Annotated in this window: 12 protein-coding genes, 1 tRNA gene and 3 pseudogenes; 4 read left to right on the top strand and 12 right to left on the bottom strand. The window is 60.0% G+C overall.

What is annotated here, in order from left to right; genetic code table 11:
• Positions 1 to 27: 27 nt before the first annotated feature.
• Together NKJ55_RS15870 and NKJ55_RS15875 are read right to left on the bottom strand one after the other, a co-directional pair.
• On the bottom strand, positions 28 to 543 hold the full coding sequence (locus NKJ55_RS15870) for a TIGR00645 family protein (RefSeq protein WP_352450730.1): 516 nt from the start codon (positions 541 to 543) through the stop codon (positions 28 to 30).
• Between the two features lie 239 nt (positions 544 to 782).
• Complete coding sequence (locus NKJ55_RS15875; protein WP_352450731.1) at positions 783 to 2,867, bottom strand: OmpA family protein; 2,085 nt, start codon at positions 2,865 to 2,867, stop codon at positions 783 to 785.
• 235 nt (positions 2,868 to 3,102) lie between these two features.
• On the opposite strand from NKJ55_RS15875, the gene NKJ55_RS15880 reads away from it, so the two are divergent.
• Positions 3,103 to 3,549, top strand: coding sequence for a YcgN family cysteine cluster protein (locus NKJ55_RS15880; protein WP_023678278.1), 447 nt, complete (start codon positions 3,103 to 3,105; stop codon positions 3,547 to 3,549).
• Between the two features lie 241 nt (positions 3,550 to 3,790).
• On the top strand, positions 3,791 to 4,150 hold the full coding sequence (locus NKJ55_RS15885; RefSeq protein WP_023678277.1) for a hypothetical protein: 360 nt from the start codon (positions 3,791 to 3,793) through the stop codon (positions 4,148 to 4,150).
• 131 nt (positions 4,151 to 4,281) lie between these two features.
• Here NKJ55_RS15885 and NKJ55_RS15890 read toward each other — a convergent pair whose 3' ends face one another.
• Positions 4,282 to 4,992 carry an SIMPL domain-containing protein gene (locus tag NKJ55_RS15890; protein WP_352450732.1) on the bottom strand — a complete coding sequence of 237 codons (711 nt, stop codon included), beginning with the start codon at positions 4,990 to 4,992 and terminating at the stop codon, positions 4,282 to 4,284.
• A gap of 184 nt (positions 4,993 to 5,176) precedes the next feature.
• On the opposite strand from NKJ55_RS15890, the gene NKJ55_RS15895 reads away from it, so the two are divergent.
• A tRNA-Ile gene (locus tag NKJ55_RS15895) sits at positions 5,177 to 5,252 on the top strand.
• Positions 5,253 to 5,273: 21 nt separating this feature from the next.
• On the opposite strand, the gene NKJ55_RS15900 is transcribed toward NKJ55_RS15895, so the two are convergent.
• The 4 genes from NKJ55_RS15900 to NKJ55_RS15915 all read right to left on the bottom strand — a co-directional run bounded on the left by NKJ55_RS15900 (position 5,274) and on the right by NKJ55_RS15915 (position 11,407).
• A complete protein-coding gene (locus NKJ55_RS15900; RefSeq protein WP_352450734.1) occupies positions 5,274 to 6,491 on the bottom strand; it encodes a tyrosine-type recombinase/integrase in 1,218 nt (405 codons plus the stop codon).
• A 670-nt stretch (positions 6,492 to 7,161) separates the two neighbouring features.
• A complete protein-coding gene (locus tag NKJ55_RS15905) occupies positions 7,162 to 8,475 on the bottom strand; it encodes an HlyD family type I secretion periplasmic adaptor subunit (RefSeq protein WP_352450735.1) in 1,314 nt (437 codons plus the stop codon).
• Positions 8,450 to 10,219, bottom strand: a complete 1,770-nt coding sequence (locus NKJ55_RS15910; RefSeq protein ID WP_352450798.1) for a type I secretion system permease/ATPase — start codon at positions 10,217 to 10,219, stop codon at positions 8,450 to 8,452. Before NKJ55_RS15910 ends, NKJ55_RS15905 begins: the two co-directional genes overlap by 26 nt.
• Before the next feature lie 396 nt (positions 10,220 to 10,615).
• A complete protein-coding gene (locus tag NKJ55_RS15915) occupies positions 10,616 to 11,407 on the bottom strand; it encodes a calcium-binding protein (protein ID WP_352450736.1) in 792 nt (263 codons plus the stop codon).
• 436 nt (positions 11,408 to 11,843) lie between these two features.
• Between NKJ55_RS15915 and NKJ55_RS15920 the strand changes: the two are divergent.
• Positions 11,844 to 12,224: pseudogene (locus tag NKJ55_RS15920) on the top strand (transposase domain-containing protein); the annotation flags it as partial.
• Between the two features lie 77 nt (positions 12,225 to 12,301).
• Here the strand turns inward: NKJ55_RS15920 and NKJ55_RS15925 are convergent.
• The 5 genes and pseudogenes from NKJ55_RS15925 to NKJ55_RS15945 form a co-directional block, all read right to left on the bottom strand.
• A pseudogene (locus tag NKJ55_RS15925) lies at positions 12,302 to 12,564 on the bottom strand (hypothetical protein); the annotation flags it as partial.
• Positions 12,565 to 12,572: 8 nt separating this feature from the next.
• The gene (locus NKJ55_RS15930; protein ID WP_352450737.1) at positions 12,573 to 13,535 is read right to left on the bottom strand and encodes a LysR family transcriptional regulator; all 963 of its coding nucleotides are present in this window, start codon (positions 13,533 to 13,535) and stop codon (positions 12,573 to 12,575) included.
• A 67-nt stretch (positions 13,536 to 13,602) separates the two neighbouring features.
• Positions 13,603 to 14,391, bottom strand: coding sequence for an ABC transporter permease (locus NKJ55_RS15935; RefSeq protein WP_352450738.1), 789 nt, complete (start codon positions 14,389 to 14,391; stop codon positions 13,603 to 13,605).
• Positions 14,392 to 14,394: 3 nt separating this feature from the next.
• Positions 14,395 to 15,306: a nodulation factor ABC transporter ATP-binding protein NodI gene (gene nodI / locus NKJ55_RS15940; protein ID WP_352450739.1), complete on the bottom strand. Its 912-nt coding sequence runs from the start codon at positions 15,304 to 15,306 to the stop codon at positions 14,395 to 14,397.
• 43 nt (positions 15,307 to 15,349) lie between these two features.
• Positions 15,350 to 15,595, bottom strand: a pseudogene (locus NKJ55_RS15945) (carbamoyltransferase N-terminal domain-containing protein); the annotation flags it as partial.
• Positions 15,596 to 15,615 lie beyond the last annotated feature (20 nt).

Here is a 15,615-nt window from a genome sequence, read left to right on the forward strand (position 1 = left end):
TCTCAAAAGACCGGCACAGACGCGTGCTCAGTCTTCGGCTTTCTTGGCTTTGCCAAGACCCATCAGCCGGTCGATATAGGCAAGCATCAGTGCCGACAGAACGAAGGCCAGATGAATAATGGTCAGCCACATCAGCTGGTCAGTCGTGTAGGAGACCGAGTTCAGGAACACCTGCAAGAGGTGGATCGAGGAGATCGCTACGATTGTCGAGGCGACCTTGACCTTCAGCGAGCCGACATCGATCGTGCCCAGCCAATGCACCTTGCCATCATTTTCATCGAAGCGGCTGACGAAGTTTTCGTAACCCGAGATGATCACCATCACCACCAGTGAGGCGACCAGCGCGGCATCGATGAGGCCGAGTATTTTCAGGATGGTGTCGGTGTCATCGAGCGTGAAGGCGACGGAGACGAACTCGAACAGCTTGTTGCCGAAGGACACGGCATAGATGGCAAGTGCCGCACCCAGTCCGAGATAGAAGGCGACCAGCAGCCAGCGCGAGGCGAGAATGATCGATTCGATGGCGAGTTCGAGGCGCTTCATGCGGCGATTCGGGCTCCGTTGTCGGAGCGCCGTATTTCGGGCAGGCTGCGGCGGTTTGCAAGGTTTCAAAAAAACGAAACCCCGCCGGGGAGGGGAACCGGCGGGGCTCGTGTGTCCCGCTGGAGTCGGGACAGGGCAGGGAACGCCCTTTCCAGAATCTGGGATGGGTAACCGCGCGTTTCAAGATTGATGACCGCGCGATTCAATTGTTGATCAAATCGCGCGGTTCACATTGCGGTTTATTGGGCGCTGGCCACCGGCGCTACCAGGGGGGTAATCCGGCGGATGGCGACGCGGCGGTTCTCGCGGTTGGGTCCCGACGTGTTGACCTTGAGATACTCCTCGCCATAGCCCTGCGTCGTCAGGTTCTCCGGCGGGATGCCAAAGGCGTTGGTCAAGGCTTCGGCGACCGCCTCGGCGCGGCGGTCGGACAGAGCAAGGTTCGCTTCCGGTGTGCCGACAGCGTCGGTATGGCCCTCGATCAGGAAGCTCTCGGCCGGGTTTTTCTTCAGCAGCTTGTCCATGGCGCTGGCAACACCCTCCAGCTTCTGGACCTCGGTGTCGGAAATCGAGGCCGAACCGAATTCGAAGTTGAGCGTGTCGAGGTCGATGCGGCGGGCGATGTCGCGCACGCGGGCCGAGCGCTTGACCTCGTCGATCGAATAGAGGCGCTGGACCCTCTCGACCGGCGGCCGTTCGAGGAAGGTGTAGTAGTCGTCCGGATCCTCGACCTCTTCGGAATCCAGAATGTATTCCTCTTGCGGGATGGTAAGGCGCATCGGCGGCAGGTCGTCGCCCGGGTCGCGCCAGTCTGCATCATCATCATAGTTCCGCTCGTCGACATAGCTCAGCACATATTCACGGCCGTCGGGCGCGATGCGTGAGCGCTGGATGACGTCGCCGTAGCGGTTGCGGATGGTGACGATCCGGACACCATTGTCGCGCTCGACGATTTCCCGGGTGCGATCGCCCGACAGGTCCTCATAATAGACATTCCTGGCGCCACGATGCATGCGCGGGGCATCGCTGCTTTCGACGAACGTCTGGTTGTTGAACTGTAGGATGACGCGGTCGCCGAATTCCCTGACGACGTTGGTGCCCTGGGGGCGCGGACGGCGGCGAACATCCTCGATGTCCGGCGCACGCTCGACACGCTTGCCCTTTTCCTCCGTCACCGGAACGATCTTTTCAGGCTTGATCGCCTGCTGGGCCGCCTTGTCGTCGGTAGGTGGCGGTCCCTCCTCGACCGGAGCCGGCTTCGGGGCTTCCACCTGGTTCTCGCCCTGCTGGGCGGGCTGGTTGCCCTGCTGCTTACCGGCATTTTGGCCGCGCTCCTTGCCACCCTTGCGCTTGCGCAAGACATCCTTCTGGCTGTCCAGAACAGGTGCCTCGTTCGGATTGGCCTGGGCTTCACCCTGGACCGGATTTTCACCCTGGACAGGCGCGGCCTGGCCAGTCGAAGGCTGTTCGCCGGTCGAGGGCTGTTGCTCTCCTGTCACCGGCTGTTCGCCGACAGGCCTCTTGCCACGTTTCTTGATCTTGTCCTGGGGCTGTTCGCCCTGGACGGGAGCGGCCTGCTGCTCGGTCGGAGCCGGTTGGGCCTGTGGGGTCGCTTCCTTATTGGTCGGCGCCGGCTGGCCTTCCGGCTCCGTGGCGGGTCCGGTCAATTCAGCAGGCTTCTTGCGCTTGCCCGGCTTTTGTCCGGGCTCGACAGTCGGAGCCTGTTCTGCCGGGGCAGCCTCGATCTGCTGGTTCTGTTTTTGCTTCTTCTTGCGCGGATTGATGTTGGGCTGGTTGTCGTTTGCCGGCGCTGCCTGCTCGGCCGGTTGTTCCGATGGGGCCGCTTCGATCTGCTGCCGATTGCGCCGCTTCTTGCGGGGTTGCTCGGTCTCGGCCGGAGCGATCTGCTCGGCCGGAGCAGATTCTGTTTGCTGCTGCTGATTGCGCCGCTTCTTGCGGGGTTGCTCGGACTCGGCTGGAGCGATCTGCTCGGCCGGAGCGGATTCTGTTTGCTGCTGCTGATTGCGCCGCTTCTTGCGGGGTTGCTCGGACTCGGCTGGAGCCGCCTGCTCGGCCGGAGCGGATTCCGTTTGCTGCTGCTGGTCGCGCTTCTTCTTTCTGGGCTGCTCTGCCTGCTGGCTTTGCGCGCAGGCCTCCGCCGACTCGCCCTCGGCGCAACTCGATTGCACTGGGATGAACGGCGCTGCGGTGCGTTGCACGGGGCTGAATGCGGCATTGCCTTGCAGCGGGAACGCGCCTAGCGGCGCGGACGCCATCAACAGGCCAAGCGCCGTGCCTGCCAGAATCCGTGGTTGGCGTTTCATCATAAACACTCCTTGTGGCGTCCCATCCCTGCCCAAACTTTCAGCAACCATGTTTGGTTCCTGTTTGTAGGTTCTAGCTGTGGCACAGGGCGATTGACCGGCGTTTTGAAGGCGACTTCATGTCATTCGTATGGTCCTGGCGTATGTTCCGGCGTATGGTCCCGGCGTATCGTTCGGACGAGGGTGCACGGTTGCCGTGCTTGACCTTGAAGCGTCCGAGGGCCACATGCCGACGATGGAAAAGCCGTTCTGGAAGACCAAGACGCTCGAGGCGATGACCCCGGCCGAGTGGGAATCACTCTGCGACGGCTGCGGCAAATGCTGCCTGTCCAAACTCGAAGACGAGGACACCGGCGAGATCTACTGGACCAGCGTCGGCTGCCGGCTGTTCGACGCTGGAAGCTGCCGCTGCTCCGACTATGCCAACCGGCTGGCGCGTGTTCCGGATTGCGTCGGGCTGACGCCGCAGAATGTGCGCACCATCAGCTGGCTGCCCAAGACCTGCGCTTACCGGCTGGTCGCCGAGGGCCGCGACCTCTATTGGTGGCACAGGCTGGTGTCTGGAAGCGACGAGACCGTGCACGAGGCCGGCATCTCGATGCGCGGCCGGGTCAGCGCCAGCGAGACCGACCTTGCCGAGCCGGACGACTATTTCGACCATATGCTCGCGGACGAGCCTTAGGATTTTACCGCGAAATCGAGAATCCGGAACGACGGCAAAACGGACGTTGTCCATCCACCATGCCCACCCTATGCAGCACCGCCGTCCATAACACCGGTTCCAGAAGCGAGAGACTATTCCGGTTCTGCCTTATGAACTGGAGATGAACGGCCGGTTCGCAAAAAATTCAGACAGACAGGTGCATTCTCCTCCCATCGGTTCGACGAAAACGTGTGGAAACCCTCAACAAGGAGAGAAGACAATGTTCAACACCATCAAGACGGCGGCTCTTTCGGCTCTTGTCGGCCTTGGCACGCTTGCTGCCATCCCCGCTCATGCTGACAGCATCTATCTCGGCTTCGGCAACAACCAAGATCCGCGCGTCGGCGTCTATACCGGCGACGAAGATGATGGTTACTATCGCGAACACCGTCGTCATGGCGGCTGGCGCCGGTCCTGTTCGCCGGAGCGTGCCATCGACAAGGCCGAACGCATGGGCCTGCACCGCGCCCGCATCATCGACATCAACCGCCGCACGGTCAAGGTCGCCGGCCGCCAGTATGGCGACCGCGTCGTGATCGTATTCGCCAACGAGCGCGGCTGTCCGATCATCTATCGCTAAGGTCTTCGGGCCTGCGGCCGGCTGACTTGCAGCCGGTAGAGTAGCGGAGCCCTTTCCGCCAGGACGGAAAGCGCGGCTCAAAAAACCCCGGAGGATCGATCCTCCTGGGTTTTTCATGCTGCAAGCGATGATCATTTCAATTCGAAAGTCACCGTCACCTGTGCGGTATAGGAATTTTCGCCGGCTTGCACCGGGACCGACGCACCGGCGGCATCGAATGCCTTGGCGTTGATCGGCAGCGGCGGTGGTGCGAAATTCTGGTCGGTGATTTCCAAGACCCGGCCGATGCCGACGCCGGCCGCTTCGGCCAGCGTCTTGGCCTTGGCCATGGCATTGGCGACGGCCTTCTTGCGCGCCTCGGTGACGGCTGCCGCCGGATCGTCGTTGGAGAAGGAGATGCCGCCGCCCTGGTTGACGCCGAGCGACACCGCCTTATCGAGAATGTCGCCGGTCTTGTCGATGTCGCGGATGCGCACCGAAAGCGTGTTGGTCACCTGGTAGGCGACAAGCTCGGCCTCCTGGCTGCCGTCGGGCTTGTTGGCGTAGTTATAGCGCGGATTGATCTGGATGCCCGCGGTCTGCAGGTCGCGCTCCTTGATGCCGGACGATTTCATGGCAGCGATCACTGCGGCCATGGCGTCGTTATTGGCATCGAGCGCTGCACGTGCCGTCTTGGCTTCGCGCATGACGCTGAGCGTCAGCAGAGCCAGATCGGGTGCTATCGCCGCCTCGCCTTCACCGGTGACAACGATACGCGGCGGCGGTGGCGAATCGGCGGCGGCCGCGATCGCCGGAAATGCGATTGCGGCGGCAATCGCCAGGGGCAAAATACGTCTGGTCATGAAATCTCCTCGATCTGGGATCCCAAGACAGCCGAGTGTTGGCCGGCGTCCAATGGGCGACGTGCAATAGGTTATCAATATGGGCTGATTTGGGCGATCTCTGCCAGCCCCCTTGGAACGCCTGCTCGGAAAGCCCTCGGAAAGCCTTGTGCGGTTCAGGGAAAATCACTAATCCAGCGCCGTGGGGCCTGTAGCTCAATGGTTAGAGCCGGCGGCTCATAACCGCTTGGTTGGGGGTTCGAGTCCCTCCGGGCCCACCATTGGCTTTTGTGGCCGTTGATTTAATTGGATTTTTTGGCCATTTTTGTCCCACCTCTTTCAACCCCCTCAGAAAGTGGGACAATTTTGTTCTCTTTTCGATCGATAACCAGCAGGTATTTCGCCGCTCTCGCTACCTTCCGGCGACGCGCTTTCTTGATGTAGTGGTCGGGCTGCTGGTACGTAGTCCACCCATATATCGCCTTCAGCTGCTCGTGCGTCGCGCCGTTCTCAGCGGCGATCGTCGCGCCGGCCTTGCGAATTCCATGAGCACTGCAGTGCGGCAGCTCAGCTTGATCACACCACTGGCGCATCTTGTTGCCCAGACCGTTCTCCGAGAACGGGCGACCATACTCATTGACCAGGAAGGTCATCTGGTCGGAGGGCGTGTGCTCAAGTTCCGCCTCTAGTTCGGGCAGAAGCGGGAGCTCCACCAACACCGCATCCTTGTTACGACTGGTCTTCCCAGGCTTAATTCTGATCCACTTCTCCCACTGCTCGGTCTCCTCGTTGTAGACGAGCGTGATGTGCTGTCGACCGAAGATCGCGACGTCGGACAACCGCAGGCCAGTAAACATGAAGATCGAGAGCGCACGTCTGGCTGCGGTACCCAGCGGATGCCGCTTCTCATATTGAACGATCTCCGACACGTCCCATGCGTGCCAGCCGTCGCCGCTCTTTAGCCGTCTGATGCCGCGGGCGGGATTGGAGTCGACGCCCGGAATCTCTGTGTCCTTTGCCCACTCAAACATCGCGCTGATGGCTTTTACGATATTGTTTGCCGCGCCAAGGGCGTCGAGCCTGGTGTCCCTGATCTCCTTAACATGAGACCGTTTCATACCGGCGAATGGCAGAGATCCCTTGGTGGGATACTGAGGATCCGGGTCACCTTCGAGGGGATGAGGTAATTCGCATACGCGCTCCAGAATTGCTCGTCGGCGCGCCATAGTGTCTTGGGTGATTTCCGTGCCGCCCCGACGGTAATACTCCTGGCAAAGCCACAGCAACGTGCCTTTCTTCGCTGGCTCGGAAGGCTTGGGGAGGCGCCGGCAAATCTCGGGAAGAGTGCCGGGCCGAACATAAGTGACCTCGGCGCGCGCGCACCGCAGTTCCTCGAGGAACTCGTCGCTGCCGGTCGGTTCACGGAGCCGGACCTTCTTCCGACCCGGTGCGCGAAAATAGTACCGATCATTGCCGTGGCGATCAGTGTCCTTCACTACGCCCTTAAGATCGATTTTCACGGGCTCATCCGTCATGTTCGTGGTTTTCGATCCCAAGGATTGTCTAGTGGCGGCGAATCTTCGTCAAGCTTTGGTGCTCCTCCGATTTGGCGGTGAGGGAGCTTTCGAAAGGCCAATACAAGTTCCTCGACGTCCCAAACAATGCGCCCCTTGCTCGGCATTCGTGGCTGGGGCATCCGGCCGTCCTGGACCATTTCATCAAAGGTCGTTGAGCTTACGCCGATGAACGTCGCAGCCTGCTCGCGATTGATTCCTACCGGCGGGAGCGAGGGCGGCAAGACGCTCGGGGTGCGTAGCATCGGTTTAGCGCGTTGAAAGCGCGTTTTTGACGCCTGCCTGTCTTCCTATGTACCCGTCCGAATATTGCAGACGCTCAATCATGTCCTAGCCCTGTGCTTGCAGGCTCACCCTAGGTCTCCAGACCTCAGGATCGCTCAAGACACCGGACTCTTTTCCAGCCTTTGTGTACGATGATGGGTATCTTAATGCGCTCGAGGCCAAGAACTGAATGGTCGGCGACTTGGAAGGGCAAAATGACCGTGGAACCACGAATCTGAGTCAGAGGCGGAATCCAACTGAGGAAAGTATGGCTGTGTTTTCAGACGGTTATGACTCTCATGCATGCGTAACAACCAACAAGAATACCAACAAAATGTTTCTGTGGTTACTTTCATTCCTCATGGAATGCGCGACTGATTTGGTCCGACAGCGGCTTCACAAAATAAGAAAGCGCCGTACGCTCGCCCGTCTGGATCATCGCTTCGGCCGGCATGCCGGGCACGAGCGTCAGGTCCTTGAGCTTCGTCAGTTCCGCATGCGGAACCGACAGACGCACCAGGTAATACGAAACGCCGTTTTTTTCGTCCGTCGCCAGATCGGCTGCGATCCGGCTGACATATCCGTTCAATACCGGCGTGGTCCTCAGATTGAAGGCTGACATCCGCAGCACGGCCTTGTGACCAAGCTGGATTTGGTCGATGTCCTTCGGGGTGATTCGTGCTTCAAGCGCAAGATCGTCGCCTTCCGGCACGATTAGCATAATCGGATCGGCGGGCGTGATCACTCCTCCGACCGTATGAACTGCGAGTTGTTGAATGGCGCCTGACTGCGGCGCGACAATATCGATCCGTCGCAGTTCCTGTTCAGCCGCCACCTTGCGCTCAACATACTCCCCAACCTGCGCCTGAACCTCTCTGAGCTCCTGGCCGACTTCCGTCTTGAAATCCGGATCGATCTGCAGGATCTGCAGGCGCGTTTCGGCTATGCGGGCTGCCGTCTGTGCCTGATGTGCAATCTTCTCACCGCGTTCGCCGCCGAAAGTGGCAACCTGCGTCTTCAGACTGTTCAAGCGTTGGTCCGAGACAATGCCTTGGTCGCGCAGCCCACTCAGGGCAGCAATTTCCTTTTGGAGGATCTCGGTGCTTTTCTCAGAAGCGATTGCCTGCGCCTTGAGCCCCTCGATCTCGTGCTCATATTGAGTGATGCGTTCCGCTAGCTGCGCCTGCCTTCCGTCGCGGGATTGTCTGCGGAATTCGAACAGCCGCGTCTCGCCATGTACTGCCGAAGCTACGTCCGGAACATCTCTGCGGGCGAGCAGCCAGTCCGGGAAGGCGATCTCCGCCAGATCGTCACGCTCAGCTTCGAGTCGTGCCAGGTTGGCGGCCAGCTCATCGAGCCGCTTGGTGACTACAGCGAGAGTGGCGCGCGTCTGGGTGGCGTCGAGCCGCATGAGGATGTCGCCGGCTTTTACTTTATCACCTTCGCTCACCAGGATTTCTCCCACCACCCCGCCGGTCGGGTGCTGCACCTTCTTCACATAGGAATCGACGACAAAGTGTCCGGACGCGACAACCGCGCCGGAGAGATTCGTGAAGGCCGCCCAGGCTCCGGCTCCTCCCACAAAGATCACGCTCGCCAGCAGGCCCGCCACCAGGTGCCGGCGAATGGACCTGGAAACGTCATTGTTCTGATGAATGCCGGACACCGGGATCCTCCATGTCAGCGCGCTCGTTATCCTGTGTAGACTCGATGGCCTTGACCCCAGCGCCTGATGCCATCGCTGCCCCCTTAAGGACTTTGGAAAGCGCCTCATCACGCGCACCGAATGCTCGCTGCCGTCCACCTTCCATCACCAACACCAAATCCACGGCGCGGATGGCGCTCGGCCGATGGGCAACGACAACCGCAATGCCCTTGCGCTCGCGCACGGAGGCGATCGCCTTGACAACCGCAGCCTCGCCTTCCGCATCGAGATTGGCATTGGGTTCATCCAGCACAACAAGGAAAGGGTCTCGATAAAGAGCACGGGCAAGACCGATACGCTGGCGCTGCCCGGCGGAAAGTGCCGATCCGGCCTCACCAATCGGAGTTTCGTAGCCGTGCTCAAATCGGAGGATCAGTTCGTGCGTGCCCGCTGCTTTCGCCGCGGTGACAATAGCCTCAGGGTCAGGATTATCTTCAAAACGAGCGATGTTTTCGGCAATGGTGCCGTCGAATAGTTCAACACCTTGCGGCAAATAGCCGATATGACGGCCTAGCGCTTCCCGGTCCCATTGATCGAGGCTTGCGCTGTCGATGCGAACCTTTCCGGCGACCGGCGCCCATGCGCCGACGATGGCGCGCGAGAGTGTCGACTTGCCCGAACCCGATGCACCGATGATCCCGAGTGCGCTTCCCGCCTGAACGGCAAACGCAAGGCCGGTCACGGTCGGCTTCCTTTCGCCGGGCGGAACGATTGTCACGCCTTCGAGGCGGAGTTCGCGTTCAGGTGCAGGCATTGGCATAACAGGAGCGGTTTCAGGAACCTTTCCCAAGAGGTCCTCCAGCCGCGCCCAACCCTGGCGCGCCATGAGGAAGGGTTTCCAGCTTGAAATGGCCAGATCGACCGGAGCCAGCGCACGCCCCATCGTGATCGAACTGGCAATCATGACCCCGGCCGTAGTCTCCTGCCTGATGACAAGGTACGCGCCGACGGCAAGAATGGCCGATTGCAGCAGCACGCGCAGCGACTTTGAAATGCCACCCAGCCCACCTGCCACGTCCCCGACTTTCCGGTTGGCGGCCAGATACTTGGCATTGGCCTTGTGCCATCGGGCAGCGATCCGCTTTGCGAGACCGAGAGCTTGCACGACCTCGGCATTGCGGCGCGCTGCTTCCAGTAGACCATTGCGTACCATGTTGTGGTCAATGGTATCGCGTATCGGCCCTTGCGAGAGAGTGTTGGTAAGGAGTGTCAGAGATGTGAGACCGATCGCCCCGATAAGTGCCGTCATGCCGATCCAGAAATGAAAGAGGAAGCAAATGCCAAGATAAAGCAGCATCCATGGCAGATCGAAGAACGCTGTCGGGCCGTTTCCACCTAAGAATCCGCGAACATTGTCGAGATCGCGTAGCGGCTGCAAGCCGTCGCCCGGCATGCGCGTTAAAAGCGGAAGGCGAACGATCGCATCGTGAACGCGTCCGGAAAACTGTTCATCGAAACGCTCGCCAATCCGCAGCAGCACGCGGGCGCGCAAAACATCGAGCAGGCATTGGAACGCATAAAGCCCTGCAGCAAGCACGACGAGCCCCACTAGCGTCGATACGCTGCCACTTGCCAGAACGCGGTCGTAGACCTGAAGCATGAACAGCGGCGAGATCAGCGCAAGCACGTTGACCACGCCGCTGATCAACAGAATTCCCCAAATAGCGGAAGTCAGAGGGAAAGGTCTCAAAGCTGAATCCTTCAAGGAATGGTTACTCACGTAGGTCTCCGTGAGGATCTGGCGACCCAGCTCCCCATATTGCTCCCCGAGCGGCGACCGACTGCATCCGCTCGCTGATTCAGGATCAGTGCTCCCGCCGAATATGTTTGGTTTGGCATCTAATGGAGCGGGTCAACAACAACACCGTCCGGCTGAAGGTTTGGAAGGGCAACGTCATCGTGGCCGGCCGCAAGGGCCCGAACAGGCTTCCGCCTCCACGCCTTCAGGGAGATTTCGGTGTACGACCAGCGCGACGTGCAGGGCTTCGTCAAGCTGTACACGCTGCGACTGCTCCCGGGCGCCCCGGCCCATCGCAAGTAGCGGAAACGGAAAGCGCCCGCCCCCGGGGGGCGGGGCGCTGTTCCGTATGGGTTTTCTGGATCAAACGAAGGTGAAGTCCGACGCGGTCAGGCCTAGGTCGGCCACGGTGACCACACCGCCCAGGTGGACGAATTCATGCGCGCTGTTGTCGGCGGTGACATAGGCCAGAGTTGCGACTCTGTCGGTGTAGCTGCTTTGGTAGACAATGATGTCGCCGGCGTGCTCGCCGGAGATCGCACTCGCGGCCTCAGAAGCAGAGTTGAAAGATTCGCCAGTGATTACCACGACGTGTTCGCCGTTCGCACCCGAGGCCGCACCACTGTAGAAGCTGCTCACCGGGTAGCCGGACTGTATGCTGGCGTTGTTGACGAAGTTCGCGCCAAAACCGTCATTGTAGAGGCCCACCGCATCGAAGGCGAACTTGTCCTCCGCCGGGTTGAAATCGGTGATAGTGGTAATGTCCGACTTCGACCCGACAACCCCAGGCACCGGATTGTGGAACTGGAACACGAACGTGTCACTGTCGGTGCCCCCGGTCAACGTGTCCTGGCCGTCACCCACGTAGAGGACATCCTGGCCGGGACCGCCGCTGAGCCTGTCATTGTCCTCACCGGAGACGCGCGGGTTGAAGCGGCCGTTGTCGCCGGAGAGATCGTCCCAGCCATCTCCGCCGAAGATGCGGTCGTTACCCTTGCCGCCGATGAGTCGGTCACTGTCCGGGCCACCCGAGATCTCGTCGTTGCCGCCACGACCGTCAATCCAGTCACCGCCCTGGAAACCCTCCATCCAATCGTCAAGCTCGGTGCCGATGAGTGTTTCGGCACCCGGGCCACCCTCGATAATCTTTGCCATCGAAAATACTCCTAATGATGCACCCTGCCTGACGCGTTCATATTGCTCATCGGATAATTAGAGAAATCGATTGCTTGGATAGACACACATTTACGAAATGGATGCATTCACGTTCACTTCGCCCTTCTGCTGAGCAGTTGCGGGCTCGCTGGCGGCGGGGACGCTGGTCGCCCAAGCAATCGATGAAGATTCGACACTCAAACCGGGACCAGGACGAACTTCGTAACGGGGCCGTCCTGGTTGGGCCCCAAACTTCTCTCTGTTTGCTCGACGCCGGCATACCCGCACCGTGAGCGCTGGACGAGGACAAGTTCCGCTGGCGGAGAACGGCGTGATCGGCTTGCCGCGCCGAAACTGATGGCGCTCGTCGAAGGCATGGACTGGACACGCGTTCGAGCCGAACGGCGACGGCGTCCGGCCGGAAGGCGGTGGCGAAGTGACTCAGGCGCAAAAGGCGGGCTTCAGGCCGTGCACAATAAGCTTCTGTCGGCGTCATGACGAGAAGCGCTTCGGCCCGTCCCCACGAAATCGATACGCTCAAGGCGATGTTCGTCGCCATGGCGGCGGAGAAGGCCGAACTGCAACAACTCCGGAGCGAAACACTCAAGGCCGAGATCGTCCGGATGGCGACACTCAACGAGCCTGCCCAGGAGCGGATCGCCGACCTTCATGGGATCGTCAAGCAGCTGGAGCGCGCCGCTTCGGTCGCAGCTCCGAGAAGCTCGAACGTGACCAGCAGGCCTTCGCCTTCGACGAAATCCAGACCGGGCTCGGCGCGATTGAGTCCGAGCTCGAGGCCGCAAGACCGACAGGCGAGCCGCGACGTGCTGCGCGACCGCACAAGGCGTTCCCGGCGCATCTGGAGCGGGTCGAGATCGTCATCCAGCCCGAGCCATGGGGGAAGAAGCGCTCCCGCAGCCAATCGTCCAGTCCGTCAAACGCGGTCGGCCGCACAGGCTTGCGAAACGGAACAGTCCCGCCCTCGCTTAGATACCGAGGCACCGTGTTGCGAGCGCACCCGAATTCATTCGCCCGTCGGTTCCCCAGCCAAGCTCATGCAGCGGCAGCATCGCTGCCACCTCTTCAGGCTGAAGGATCTGCTCTCCCTGCATCGTTCTCGACAATGCAGGAATCGCCCAATCCCAATCGCCATCCATGCCTCCTCTCATAACGGAGGGGTCGTCGGCCGACAACTGAGACGTCCGGTGCTCTTAGGCGGGGTAATCATACGAGATGCCTCCTGCAACATCATTTCCCGCATCCATAGGCTTGCCGGATCATTATTGTGAAGCGCAGGCCATTGGACGGCCTCCGTGAATGCGGCAGGAAGTGGCGGCGGAAGTTCGACAATCCGCAGGGGTGTTAATTTTGCGAAATGCTGCGCCAGCCGTAAGGGCATTGTCCCAATGCGGTTGGTGCCTGATAGAAGGGGCGGGATCATGCTAAAGCCCTGTACGACGACCTCGATACGTCTCTCGAAACCGTTCTCGAGCAAATACCATTCCTCGATGGAGGGCTGCCGGGTGTCCCCGAATTTAAGCACAACCTGCCCCATCGACAAGTATCGGTCGAATGTAAGTGGCTCTGACAGCTGCTTGTTCGTGCCGCAGCCTACGCATACGAGCATATCTTCGAACAGGGCTGCGCGAGGATGTTTCGACATGAACACTTCCGGCATAATCAGAAAATCAACGTCGCCGCGCCGGAGAAGCTCCTCGGGGTCGTCGGAAATAAGCAGACATTCGAAGCGGACGGCGGGAGCTTCCCGCGCAGCACGCTTTACGATCTTCTTAAAAAATACGAGCGTGAGGTAATCGGAAAGGATGATGCGGAAGCGACGATCCGATCGGGCCGGGTTAAAGGCGTCCCAGGAAATAATCGACAGCTGGATGTGCAGCAATGCCTCCCGGACTGCTGTGGCGAGCCCCTCCGCGCGCGGTGTCAAAATGAGTTCGCGGCCGTTCATCGTAAATAGCTCATCGCTGAAATAGGCGCGTAACCGACCGACGGCGGCGCTCATGGCCGGCTGACTCAGGTTAATACTGCGGGCCGCGGCGGTGACTTTACGCTCCCTGATCAAAGCGTCCAGCACAACGAGGAGATTTAGATCGAGTCCCTTAAAACGCATGTATTGACCTATCCGACGCGTGGATGGGTATCGCCCAAAGAAACAATTTTACGAATGGTGAGTAGCGTCAACGCATCAGCCGACGACGAAATAGAGCAACCGATAGGAAGAACGGCAAAACCGTGTATATGCAAAGCGCGCCGATATGCAGGCCCATGCTGCCGGCCGGACGGCCAAGCATCGCCGGACGAATGAGGTCAATTGCATGTGCGAGCGGCAACAAGGAGGCGACGTCCTGAAAAGCGCCGGGCAATTGGTTGACCGGAAACATCGCGCCGCAAAGGAACAGCATGGGTGTTATAACAAGCGTATTATAAAATATGAAATATTCATAACTGGGCGCAAGCGCCGTGACGACCATCGCTAGACTCGCGAAGGCGAGGCCACTGAGAGCGATGACTGGCAGCAAGCAGAGGATGGATGGCCACGATGTGTAGCCGAGCGTGGTGGCAACAATAGTGATTGCTGTGCCCGCCATCAGGGCCTTGGTGGCTGCCCACGCCAATTCGCCGAGTAAGATATCGCCGAGCGTCAGCTGAGTGCATAGCATTCCTTCCCAGGTGCGCTGGTTGTCCATGCGGCCGAAACTCCCGTAAACCGTTTCAGCAGTCGCCGATGCCATCGCGCTTGTGGCAACCATGCCAGCCGCGAGAAACGCAATGTACGAAGTGCCCTCAACAGGACCTATCATTGTTCCGATGCCAAAGCCGAGACCGAACAGATAGATCATCGGATCGGCGAGGTTGCCGAGAACCGATGCAAGCCCGATTTTCTTCCATCCAAGATAGTTGCGGCGCCAAACCGCGACCCAATTCCACGCATTGGCGGGCATGGCCGCCGCATAACGTTCGCCCATTGTTCAGTCCTCCATCTCGCGCCCGGTTAGCCGCAAGAACACATCCTCGAGATTGGGGGGACGCTGCAGAAGGCGCAGACCCGCGCGCCCGCGTAGCTGCACCAGCACCTGCTCCGGATCGGGTGCATAGCAAAAAAGCGTCTCACCGCTCACCTCGATGCGCTGTGCGTACGGCCGGATCAGCGCACCCAGTTCATGCGGATTGCCGCCGTAGACCTCGACCACGTCACAGCCGATCTGCTCGTCAATGAGTGCGGACGGGCGGCCTTCGGCGATCTTGCGCCCCTCCTCCATAACGCACAGCCGATCGCACAGCCGCTCGGCCTCTTCCATGAAATGGGTAGTCAAAAGAATAGTCTTGCCCCGCGCCAGCAGCGATCGCAGCCGTTCCCAGATCAGGTGGCGGGCCTGCGGATCGAGGCCGGTGGTCGGCTCGTCCATCACCAGCAAGTGCGGGTCATTGACCAGCGCACGCGCGAGCGTCAGGCGCCGCTTCATGCCGCCGGACAGTTCGGCGACGCGCGCATCCGCTTTGTTCTCGAGGCGGGCGAACTCAAGCAGCGATGGTATGACCGCTTCGATCTGGCGTCTGCTCATCCGGAAGTAGCGCCCGAACACCAACAGGTTCTCGCGTACAGTGAACGCGGTATCAAGATTGTCGAACTGCGGGACCACGCCGATGCGCATACGTGCCAAACGCGCGCGCGCCGGCACTGGAGCGCCGAGCACAGTAATCTTCCCCGCATCAGGCGATGTCATGCCGAGGACCATACGCGCAATCGTGCTTTTGCCCGCACCGTTCGGTCCCAAGAGCCCGAAGCATTCCCCCGCCGCAACGCGGAACGACAGTCTGTCGACAACGAGCTTGTCATAAGTTTTGCTTACGTCAGTAAGATCGATCGCTACCATGGACATGGGTTCATTTTACCGAGAGGGACGCCAAGACTGGCGGTTGCTTGGTTGCCTGCCGGACCTGAAACTGTGACTCGTCTTCGCCATCCCAGCCGTCGATAACGAACTGATCGACATCACAAGGATTTAGCCCCTGTTCCGCCAAAGCGGCGACAATTGCGTCGAGATTATCGATGGTTTGATAACGCGGATTGTTGTGCCGCTTTTCCTGCTCAACGCAGAAGACGAGCCGTCCATCCTCGACAAGGGCGATCGCCCCATCATGGGTCAGCTTGGTACCACAGATGCGCATAGTGTCTCCACGTTAACGGC

The organism is Mesorhizobium sp. M0106 (assembly GCF_040322715.1).
Classification (GTDB): domain Bacteria; phylum Pseudomonadota; class Alphaproteobacteria; order Rhizobiales; family Rhizobiaceae; genus Mesorhizobium.